The organism is Gilliamella sp. ESL0250 (assembly GCF_013345045.1).
GTDB classification, from domain to species: domain Bacteria; phylum Pseudomonadota; class Gammaproteobacteria; order Enterobacterales; family Orbaceae; genus Gilliamella; species Gilliamella apicola_H.
This window is the reverse complement of the sequence record NZ_JAAEDV010000008.1, coordinates 72,084-82,142: the sequence shown is the minus strand read 5'-3', so window position 1 is coordinate 82,142 and position 10,059 is coordinate 72,084. Positions and strand designations below refer to the sequence as shown.

Here is a 10,059-nt window from a genome sequence, read left to right as displayed (position 1 = left end):
TACAGTCGCTTTTGTTACTACTGTAACCGAAGCAAGTAATTTCTACCATTAAATTAATAGGGTATTTTTAATATCTTCGATCGTTTTTGTGCCAGCTAATTGCATGGTAATAGACAGTTCTTTGTTAAGATGATCAAAGACTGATTTTACTCCCTCAGCTCCACCTAAATTCAGACCATAAAGAATAGGGCGTCCAATAGCAACAAGATCAGCGCCACTTGCCAATGCTTTAAATACATGTTCGCCACGTCGTACACCGCTGTCAAAAATGATTGGAACACGTTTGGCAACAGTAGCTGCAATACTAGGCAATACCTCAAATGAAGCGGGAGCGCCATCTAATTGTCGCCCACCATGATTTGATATCCAAATCGCATCAGCTCCGGCTGCTATTGCAATTGATGCATCTTCAGGTGATTGAATTCCTTTTACAATAACAGGTAAATTTGCCATATCTTTAATTTTTTGAATATCAGAAGGAACGATACCTTGTTTTGCTGCGGCATAAATTTCACTAATGCCTTTACCTGAACCATCACCATTGCCGTTTGATTGACTGTAAGCACTGAGATTTTTCATAGGGAGTGGAAATTGAAATTTATTAACAATATCCTCTTCGCGATAACCGCCTAACGTTGAATCAACTGTTAGAATGATTGCTTTTGCGCCTGCTTTAACGGCTTTATCGATAATAAAACGATTAAAATTATCATCTTTACTCATATAGAGTTGAAAAAAATACGGTACATTGGGCGCGGCATTTGCGGCATCTTCAATAGATGTATTGGCATAAGTGCTAATACAGAAAATAGAACCAGCCGCAGCGACGCCTTTAGCGGTGTCTTTTTCGCCTTGCTCATGAGCCAATCCTTGGGCAGCTGATGGTGCTTGAATAATGGGTGTTTTTAAGGGGATATCCCAAAATTTTGTTGATAAATCTGCGTGATCAATACCTTGTAATACTCGAGGAATAATTTTTTTTCGATTAAACGATAAGGTATTTTCTCGCATTGTCCATTCATCTTCGGCACCACCGCGGATATAACCGAAAGCCCCAGCCTCCATTCTTGCTTTAACTAATGCTTCTAAGGAAGCAATATTAACGATCTCTATAGCGTGTTCTTCATTACTTGTATGGTATGACATGATTCGCTCCTAATTATGATAGTTAATACAACAGTACGGTTATATCACAGCTATTTTTTATTTAAAATTAAATAAAAATCATTTTTGACAAAATAGCACTTTTTTATATTCATCTTTGTAGAAGCTTTTTTAAGTACAGATCATAGCCTGAAATATAAAGAAAATAGCAATGCAGTTATTTGGATTTTTTAGTTTGCTGTAAAGGGATGCAATAAAAAGCTTATTTTTTGTTAAACAAAAAAATAAACCTCGATATTATTCGAGGTTTTTCAATAATTATATATTGCCATTGTATATTCAAATACTGATAGCTTATTTTATCCCATATTCAGCCCGATAAGCCTCAACTTGTACTACTTGATCTTTTCGAGCTGGATCTTTGTAGAGGTATTGGATCAAATCATCAAGCGTAATAATTGAAATAACATTACAATGATAGGTTTGTTTTATTTCTTGAATTGCGGATAGTTCACCACGACCTTTTTCTTGACGGTCTAGGCAGATGAGCACACCAGCCAGTTTTGATTGGTTATCTTCTAATATTCTCATCGATTCCCGAATTGCGGTACCGGCGGTAATAACATCATCAACCAGCATAACGCGTTGCTGATAGATCGAACTACCTACTAAGTTACCACCTTCACCATGGTCTTTGGCTTCTTTGCGGTTAAAGCAATAAGGCACATCGATATTATGATGTTCAGAGAGTGCAACAACGGTTGATGAAACAATAGGAATACCTTTATAAGCTGGGCCAAAAATAACATCGTATTCTAAGTTGGCATCCATGAGTGCAGCTGCGTAAAAACGACCTAATAAAGCTAGATCTTTACCGGTATTAAACAATCCTGCATTAAAAAAATAGGGACTTTTGCGTCCTGATTTTAAGGTGAATTCACCAAATTTTAATGCTTGCCTATTTAAAGCAAATTCAATAAATTCACTTTTATATGATTTCATCGATTTTCTCCAATTAATCGTTTAAGGCCTGTTTTTGAGCATCAATAATTGTTGCGATGCCATTTTTTGCTAGCGCTAACAGTTTTAATAATTCGTCATGACTAAATGGTTCGCCTTCGGCAGTACCTTGCACTTCAATCATACGTCCATCGTCAGTCATCACAACATTCATATCGGTTTGTGCATTTGAATCTTCTATGTATTCTAAATCACAGACCGCTTGACCATCGACAATGCCGACAGAAACAGCAGCAACCAATGATTTAATTGGATTTTTCTTTATTTTACCTTCTGCAACCATTTTGTTGATTGCATCATTAAGCGCCACACAAGCACCAGTAATTGATGCCGTTCGAGTGCCACCATCGGCTTGAATGACATCGCAATCTAACGTGATGGTGTATTCGCCTAATAATTTAAGGTCAATCATGGCACGTAGTGAACGGGCAATAAGGCGTTGAATTTCCATAGTGCGACCAGTTTGTTTACCTTTAGCCGCTTCGCGCTGGGTTCGTGAATGAGTTGCACGCGGTAGCATGCCATATTCAGCTGTTACCCAACCTTGATTTTGACCTTTTAAAAAACGTGGCACACTTTCATCAACAGTGGCATTACACAGTACTTTAGTTTCACCAAACTCAACTAATACAGAACCTTCTGCATGCTTAGTATAATGACGGGTTATTTTGATTGGGCGGACTTGTTCCGCAGATCGACCAGACGGGCGCATGCAATTCTCCAGCTGTTACAATTAAAAATATCTTTTTGAAATAATTATTTAGGAGGACATCAACAAGATAAGGTTGATGTTTAGCCTAAGCTAAGAGCGTATTATACAGAATATGTGGTACAATGCCCAGTAAGTTTTTTACAAATTTAGGAAGCTATTATGATTTCCAGCATGACTGCCTATTCACGAAAAGAGATAAATCAACCGTGGGGAACTGCCTCGTGGGAACTGCGTTCTGTTAACCAACGCTATTTAGAAACCTATATTCGCCTGCCAGAGCAGTTTCGCTCACTTGAACCAATGATACGTGAACGACTGCGTAAGCGTTTAACTCGCGGTAAAATTGAATGTAATTTACGCTTCGAGTTAGATCCTGCAGCGCAGAATCAAGAATTGTCGTTAAATAAAGAGCTTGCCAAGCAAATTTTAAATGCTGCTAACTGGATTCAAACAACGCATCAATCAGGTCAAATCAACCCTATTGATGTGCTGCGTTGGCCGGGTGTACTATCAGCCAAAGAACAAAATCTTGACAGCATATCACAAGAAATCCTAACCCTGCTTGATTCAGCTATCGATGAGTTTATAGCGGTCCGTGAGCGTGAAGGTAAAGCACTTAGTGATTTAATTGTTAAACGTTTAGAAGCCATTACCGTCGAAGTCGATAAAATTCGCAATTGTATGCCTCAAATACTTGAATGGCAAAAAGATCGCTTAAGTAGCAAATTGGCTGAAGCTAATATTGAACTTGATCATTCCCGCCTAGAACAAGAAATAGTGATGGTTGCACAGCGAATTGATGTTGCCGAAGAGCTTGATCGTTTAATGACGCATGTTAAAGAAACTTACTCAATCTTAAAGAAAAACGAAGCTATAGGTCGTAGGTTGGATTTTATGATGCAAGAATTTAATCGGGAGTCGAATACTATAGCCTCTAAATCAATTAATTCGGATGTGACAGCGAGTGCAATCGAACTTAAAGTACTCATTGAACAAATTAGAGAGCAAGTACAAAACATTGAATAATGACTTGATTAATGAGTAGATATCTTGGTAGTCTAGCGGTTGTATTAGCTTCTATTTTGTGGGGGACAACCGGCACTGTAGCCACGTTTGCTCCCTCACTTTCTTCATTGTTTATTGGAGCCGTTGCAATGGGGATTGGTGGGATTTTGCAGTGTGTTTTAGCTGTCCCTAAAATCATCAAAGAGCGTGATTTGTTAATCCAGTATAGCTATTTTCTTATTGTCGGTGCCATTGCCGTAATGATTTATCCTTTAGCTTTTTATTCCTCAATGCGATTATCGGGCGTGACAATTGGTACGGTTGTATCTATTGGATCGGCGCCGATTCTCTCGGCTATAATTGAATATGTGAACGGTGACTTTCGCTTAACTAAACGCTGGCTAATTGGCGCAACGTTTGGCATTTTAGGAATGATACTACTGTCGTTTTCAGAAAATAATTCAATAACCGTTCAAAATAATCACATCATCATTGGTGTTTTACTTGGTTTAATTGCTGGATTTACTTATGCTTTATACTCTTGGTCAGCGCGTCAGTTAATGTTGAAAGGAATATCAACTAAGTCAGCCATGGGAGCAACTTTTGGATGTGGAGGCGTATTATTAATACCCATCATGGTGCTCACTGGTTTTGGTGTATTTGATTCATTAACGAATATTTCAGTTTGTATATACATGGCATTAGTTCCTATGTTTGTAGGATACCTTTGTTATGGATTTGGCTTATCAAAAATATCTGCTAGTACCGCAACAACTATCACTCTGCTTGAGCCTGTAATAGCGGCAGTTTTAGCAATTTTGGTAGTAGGCGAAACATTGCCTTTAATGGGGTGTATCGGTATTTTATTTATTCTTATTTGTCTTGCTTTAATAACGATTGATATAAACAAGTAAGTTATCAAAAAACAAGGATACGCAAGCTAGGCATTACACTTCTCATTTTTTATTACTCATCGTTAAAAAATATTCTCTACTTATTTTTAAATTAAACGGGTATTGATAAAATTTAAACTAAAAAACACAATGGTAATATCAATATGCCAATATTATGATAAAAGATAAAAGTTTGAAAAAATTATTAATCAACGGGTTACTAATTCTTTTTTTAGCTGGTTTTGCCAATGCTGACACCAATAATACCTCACTAAAAAACTTACCAATTGATGATGCCATTAAATTGGCTACAGACTCCAATGATGCAAAAGCCTGATACGATTTGGGCATTCGCTATTATTATGGTGTAGGTGTCAAAAAAATTATATCAAAGCAAGAAAATGGTTTGAAAAAGCTACAATACAGGGTTTAGCTCAAGCTCAATTTTATTTGGGATACATGTATAGATATGGTGATGGTATGGTAAAAGATCATCAAAAAGCCGAAGAATGGATTGTTAAAGCTTACCAAAGTGAGGAAATAATTGGCGAGTAAAAACTAAATCCACCCCCAGCCAGTAAGCCCAATAAAATTTGGTTAAATGTAATTAAGCTTATGAAGTCTTAATTTTGTCTTACGCATCAATAAAAACAGATATTTTTGATATTTGTTAAATTATAATTATTTTGATAAATTAAAACATTAACCACAACAATATAATAAATATTACAATAAGAGGAAAAAATAATGAAAAAGCTATTAACTACAGGCTTACTATTTCTACTTTTAGCTGGCTTTGCTAATGCTGATACCGATAAAACTTCGCTAAAAGACTTACCATTTGATGAAGTGATGAAAATGGCAACCGAAAAAAAAGATGCAAAAGCGCAGTATGATTTGGGTGTTCGATATGATCGCGGCGAAGGAGTCGAACAAGACTATGCTAAAGCAAGGGAATGGTATGAAAAATCAGCTGCTCAAGGTTATGCGAGTGCTCAATCTAATTTAGGTGTTTATTACGATTATGGTACTGGTGTTGAGCAAGATTATGTAAAAGCGAAAGAGTGGTACGAAAAGGCAGCCGCTCAAGATGATGATCACGCTCAATATAATTTAGGTATCTTATACAGTGAAGGGCGAGGAGTAGAAAAAGATGTGTCTAAAGCCAGAGAACTATTTGAAAAATCTGCGAAACAAGGTCTTGCCAATGCGCAATATAATTTAGCTATTATGTATTTACAAGGCGAGGGTGTAAAAAAAGATATAGTTACAGCAAAAGAATGGCTCGAAAAAGCCGCTATACAAGGTGTGCCACAAGCACAATTTAATTTGGGTGTCATGTATGAAAATGGTCAAGTTGTAAAAAAAGATCATAAAAAAGCCATGGAATGGATCGAAAAAGCTTGTAAAAACGGAGTTAATCATCCACTTTGTAACTAAAGCATAAACTTTTAACCTAAAATATCAATAAATACCAATAAAACTCGATTAAACGCAAAGGGGGAAAATAAACTACACCCCCCTTTTTTTAATGTTATATTAAAATAATTCTAATTAGTTGCTGTGTGGATTCTTGTTCTGATTGATTTAAAATACCAAATAAGTACAGTCAAAGCGATTCCAGCAGATAATAAATCCGCGATTGGTGATGAAGCCCAAACGCCATTAAGCCCAAAGAATAATGGTAAAATATAGAGTGTTGGCAATAAAATAAGGATCTGTCTAGAAAGGCTGAGTAATATCGATACTTTTGCCATACCAATGCATTGGAAAAAGCTGGTGGTCACCATTTGAAAACCAATAAAAGCAAAAGAAAGCGTGGTATAGCGTAGTGCAATGGCTGATATTGAAATTAAATCCTCGTCAGCACTAAATGCGCGGACTAAAATATCCGGAATAAAAAATCCAAGAATAAAGCCAATACTTGTGATCACGGTGGCTACCTTAACGGCATAGAAAAAAGTGGTTTTGACACGCGAATAGTTTTTTGCCCCATAATTATAACCAATAATAGGTTGCATACCTTGATTGATGCCAATCACAATCATAATTACTAATGTGATCAATCGGTTGGCATTGGAATAGCCCGCAATAGCATCATCACTTGACACGTTAGACAGTGGTGCATAATGTACTAATTGCCAGTTGATAAAAACAACCACAATAGAGGCCGCAACTTGCATGGCAAATGGCGACATACCGATTGATATAATCGATTTAATATAGGTCAAGTTAAGGGTGAAATTGCGCCGATATAGCTTAATATTACTGTTTTTGCTGATAAAGTGTTGCATAACAAATAAGAAGCTAATAAACATGGATAACGTGGTTGCAAAAGCCGCACCACGCATGCCCCAGCCTAAACCAATAATAAAAATCGGTGCCAAAATAATATTGGCAATTACACTAATAAACATGGTGACCATTGCTTTAAATGGATAACCACTGGCGCGCATCATATTGTTATAATTAAACGTTAACGTAATAAAAATACTACCAGGTAAATAAACTTCTAAAAATTCTCGGGCGTATATATGATTAGTCGCGCTCGATCCGACAAAATGTAAAACGGGATCGACAAAATAGAGCAATAACGCCAAAGTTAAGCCACTTAAAACGGCAGTTAACATAAACGATGTGCCAGCGACTTTTTCGGCTTTGTCGTTCTCGCCACGACCTAAAAAAATCGAAATTCGACTAGCAGAGCCGATGCCTACCAGCATACCAATGCCTGCCGTTAGATTCATAACTGGCAAAATAATACCAGCACCGCTCAATGCTTCACGACCAATCCAATGGCCAATAAATATACCATCAATAATGTTATACAATGTATTTACAATTGTGCCAATTACGGCTGGTAGCGCATATTGCCAAAATAATGAACTGATTTTTTTATTTTTAAAATCGTTATAAACATCAAGAGAGTGAGCCATTGCTTTTATTTTTCCGCTGTTAAATATTGTAAAGAAGTTTCAGGTAACTACACGTTTTAGTATAAAAAGAGCATAATCACTATTCAAATTAACCATAATATGCTCATGTCTGCTGTTTGGTATATTATCAAAATAATAAACGCTGTTTGCGATTTTTACTTATTTCTTAATTTTGAATAATTATAACTTATAGCGGTTACCCAAACTTGTCTATCATCATTGCGAGATATTCAATCTTGTCAAAAAGTTTCAGGTAACTATACGTTTCAGTATAAATTTAAGGCAATTTAACTGCGCTAGTTTAGCAGACTTGTAAATTGTTAATAGCACTTTTTTAGCGCTTTGATAAAATAACGCCCTTAAAGATTATTGCGATCCAATAGGAACCTCACAATGAGCGTACAAATAGAAAAGATCATACTGCATAAATTAATTCGAAAAAGCGACACCGAAATCGAATTACAACTTCGTGAATCAATGTTAGGCAACGAGCAAGCAGTTGTTAATTTAATCGAAGATATTAATCGCATCTACAACAACAAAAGCAAAGCCTATGGACTGTTTAATAGTGACAGCTTATTTGAACAATCACTAAAAGAACTACGCCTTGGCAATCAAGACTTCTTACATTTTAGCCAAGAATCCACCAAACAACTGCGTAACGAGTTGGCTAAATACCCTTTTGCGGAAGGGGGAACGGTAGTATTTTGCCAGTACCGTTATTTGGCGGTTGAATACTTGATTATTGCGGTTTTAAATAGTTGTTTAAGTATGCTAGTTAATGAAGACTTAGATATTAGCGAAACGCAATACCTAGATATTGATCATGCCGATATTATTGCCCGTATAGATATCACCGAATGGGAAACCCAAGCCGACTCAAAGCGATATTTGACCTTTTTAAAAGGACGAGTAGGGCGAAAAGTATCTGACTTTTTTATGGACTATTTAGGTGCAAGTGAGGGATTAGATGCAAAAGCGCAAAACAAAACGCTTGTTAAAGCGGTTGATGATTACTGTCAAGAAATGCAATTTGACAAGCAAGACAAAACCAGCGCGCGCGAAAACGTTTATAACTACTGCCAAGCCCAATTACAAGCAGGCGAAGAAATTGAACTGAAAAATTTGGCCAACGAACTACCTGCCAGTGTTGACAATAACTTTATTGAATTTATTAAAAACAGTGAATATGATTTAGAAGAAACGTTTCCCGTTGATCGTAGTGCACTGCGTCAGCTTAAAAAATTCTCAGGTAGTGGTGGGGGATTAACATTAAGCTTCGATTCGAATTTATTAGGTGAGCGCATTAAGTGGGATCCGCAAACTGACTCTCTAGTGATTAAAGGGATTCCACCTAATTTACGTGATCAGCTACAACGCAATAGCGGTTCCAACTAATTATCAACCAACAACGTTATTAGGACACAACATGAAATACATTGGTGCACATGTAAGTGCAGCAGGTGGGGTAGACAATGCCCCAATTAACGCCTATCAAATTGGCGCAACCGCATTTGCGCTATTTACCAAAAATCAACGACAATGGCACGCCAAACCGCTTGAACCCACAATCATCGACAGCTTCAAAAAGCGTTGCGAAAGGTATGGCTTTACTAGCAAACAGATCTTACCGCACGATAGTTACTTAATTAATTTAGGCCATCCAGATCGAGAACAGCTCGAAAAATCTCGCACCGCCTTTTTAGACGAAATGCAACGGTGCGAACAGCTAGGACTGACATTACTTAATTTTCACCCAGGTAGTGACTTAAAACAGATTTCGGTTGATGAATGTTTATCTCGCATTGCCGAATCGATTAATATAACGCTTGATAAAACACAAAATGTCGTTGCTGTTATTGAAAATACTGCGGGGCAAGGCTCTAACTTAGGCTATAAATTTGAACATCTTGCCCAGATCATTGACCAAGTTGAAGATAAAAGCCGAGTTGGCGTTTGTATTGACACTTGCCACGCCTTTGCTGCTGGCTATGACTTGCGTACTGAAAAAGCCTGCCAAGAAACCTTTGCCGAATTTGAAAAAATTGTAGGTTTTCAATACTTGCGAGGCATGCACTTAAACGATGCCAAAAGCGAATTTGCCAGCCATGTTGATCGTCATCATAGCTTAGGCAAAGGCAATATTGGCGAAGTAGCCTTTAAATATATTATGCAAGATCCAAGAATTGATGAAATTCCCCTTATTTTAGAAACCATTGATCCCGATATCTGGGCGCAAGAAATAAGCTGGTTAAAGGAGCAATGCCAATAGCTATTAAAGCTTTACAAGGATGTATAAGAAAGCTTATTTTACAATAATAAACAAAAAGCTAACCTAGAGCTAAAATAATATATTGCAACACTTTTAGTGTATTTAATCGTAATACCT

General features: G+C 36.9%; 11 protein-coding genes. 7 read left to right on the top strand and 4 right to left on the bottom strand.

The genetic code is table 11. The features are described 5' to 3' along the window. Positions 1 to 48 precede the first annotated feature (48 nt). The 3 genes from GYY69_RS07750 to rph form a co-directional block, all read right to left on the bottom strand. A complete protein-coding gene (locus tag GYY69_RS07750; protein ID WP_174797157.1) occupies positions 49 to 1,146 on the bottom strand; it encodes a lactate oxidase in 1,098 nt (365 codons plus the stop codon). Positions 1,147 to 1,458: 312 nt separating this feature from the next. Next, positions 1,459 to 2,106, bottom strand: a complete 648-nt coding sequence (gene pyrE, locus GYY69_RS07745) for an orotate phosphoribosyltransferase (RefSeq protein WP_174797156.1) — start codon at positions 2,104 to 2,106, stop codon at positions 1,459 to 1,461. A 13-nt stretch (positions 2,107 to 2,119) separates the two neighbouring features. Further along, positions 2,120 to 2,836 (bottom strand): ribonuclease PH, encoded by a 717-nt coding sequence (rph, locus tag GYY69_RS07740; RefSeq protein WP_174797155.1) that lies wholly within the window; start codon positions 2,834 to 2,836, stop codon positions 2,120 to 2,122. 159 nt (positions 2,837 to 2,995) lie between these two features. Between rph and GYY69_RS07735 the strand changes: the two genes are divergently transcribed. The 5 genes from GYY69_RS07735 to GYY69_RS07710 all read left to right on the top strand — a co-directional run bounded on the left by GYY69_RS07735 (position 2,996) and on the right by GYY69_RS07710 (position 6,174). Continuing rightward, positions 2,996 to 3,862, top strand: coding sequence for a YicC/YloC family endoribonuclease (locus tag GYY69_RS07735; RefSeq protein ID WP_174797154.1), 867 nt, complete (start codon positions 2,996 to 2,998; stop codon positions 3,860 to 3,862). An 11-nt stretch (positions 3,863 to 3,873) separates the two neighbouring features. Further along, positions 3,874 to 4,755 carry a DMT family transporter gene (locus GYY69_RS07730; RefSeq protein WP_174797153.1) on the top strand — a complete coding sequence of 294 codons (882 nt, stop codon included), beginning with the start codon at positions 3,874 to 3,876 and terminating at the stop codon, positions 4,753 to 4,755. Positions 4,756 to 4,927: 172 nt separating this feature from the next. Further along, a complete protein-coding gene (locus GYY69_RS07725; RefSeq protein ID WP_174797152.1) occupies positions 4,928 to 5,071 on the top strand; it encodes a hypothetical protein in 144 nt (47 codons plus the stop codon). Continuing rightward, positions 5,068 to 5,289, top strand: a complete 222-nt coding sequence (locus GYY69_RS13115; protein ID WP_446718893.1) for a tetratricopeptide repeat protein — start codon at positions 5,068 to 5,070, stop codon at positions 5,287 to 5,289. The genes GYY69_RS07725 and GYY69_RS13115 overlap by 4 nt, the downstream gene beginning before the upstream one ends. A 192-nt stretch (positions 5,290 to 5,481) precedes the next feature. Further along, complete coding sequence (locus GYY69_RS07710) at positions 5,482 to 6,174, top strand: tetratricopeptide repeat protein (protein ID WP_174797150.1); 693 nt, start codon at positions 5,482 to 5,484, stop codon at positions 6,172 to 6,174. 110 nt (positions 6,175 to 6,284) lie between these two features. On the opposite strand, the gene GYY69_RS07705 is transcribed toward GYY69_RS07710, so the two are convergent. Next, positions 6,285 to 7,670 carry an MATE family efflux transporter gene (locus tag GYY69_RS07705; RefSeq protein ID WP_174797149.1) on the bottom strand — a complete coding sequence of 462 codons (1,386 nt, stop codon included), beginning with the start codon at positions 7,668 to 7,670 and terminating at the stop codon, positions 6,285 to 6,287. Positions 7,671 to 8,063: 393 nt separating this feature from the next. Here GYY69_RS07705 and yejK point away from each other — a divergent pair, with 393 nt between their 5' ends. Then, positions 8,064 to 9,068: a nucleoid-associated protein YejK gene (gene yejK, locus GYY69_RS07700; RefSeq protein ID WP_174797148.1), complete on the top strand. Its 1,005-nt coding sequence runs from the start codon at positions 8,064 to 8,066 to the stop codon at positions 9,066 to 9,068. A gap of 31 nt (positions 9,069 to 9,099) precedes the next feature. Further along, positions 9,100 to 9,942: a deoxyribonuclease IV gene (gene nfo / locus GYY69_RS07695; protein ID WP_174797147.1), complete on the top strand. Its 843-nt coding sequence runs from the start codon at positions 9,100 to 9,102 to the stop codon at positions 9,940 to 9,942. Positions 9,943 to 10,059 lie beyond the last annotated feature (117 nt).

Bases quoted from the DNA above. Each gene is read 5' to 3' on its own strand.
- GYY69_RS07750 (WP_174797157.1), bottom strand. From the start codon at position 1,146: ATGTCATACCATACAAGTAATGAAGAACACGCTATAGAGATCGTTAAT.
- pyrE (WP_174797156.1), bottom strand. From the start codon at position 2,106: ATGAAATCATATAAAAGTGAATTTATTGAATTTGCTTTAAATAGGCAA.
- rph (WP_174797155.1), bottom strand. From the start codon at position 2,836: ATGCGCCCGTCTGGTCGATCTGCGGAACAAGTCCGCCCAATCAAAATA.
- GYY69_RS07735 (WP_174797154.1), top strand. From the start codon at position 2,996: ATGATTTCCAGCATGACTGCCTATTCACGAAAAGAGATAAATCAACCG.
- GYY69_RS07730 (WP_174797153.1), top strand. From the start codon at position 3,874: ATGAGTAGATATCTTGGTAGTCTAGCGGTTGTATTAGCTTCTATTTTG.
- GYY69_RS07710 (WP_174797150.1), top strand. From the start codon at position 5,482: ATGAAAAAGCTATTAACTACAGGCTTACTATTTCTACTTTTAGCTGGC.
- GYY69_RS07705 (WP_174797149.1), bottom strand. From the start codon at position 7,670: ATGGCTCACTCTCTTGATGTTTATAACGATTTTAAAAATAAAAAAATC.
- yejK (WP_174797148.1), top strand. From the start codon at position 8,064: ATGAGCGTACAAATAGAAAAGATCATACTGCATAAATTAATTCGAAAA.
- nfo (WP_174797147.1), top strand. From the start codon at position 9,100: ATGAAATACATTGGTGCACATGTAAGTGCAGCAGGTGGGGTAGACAAT.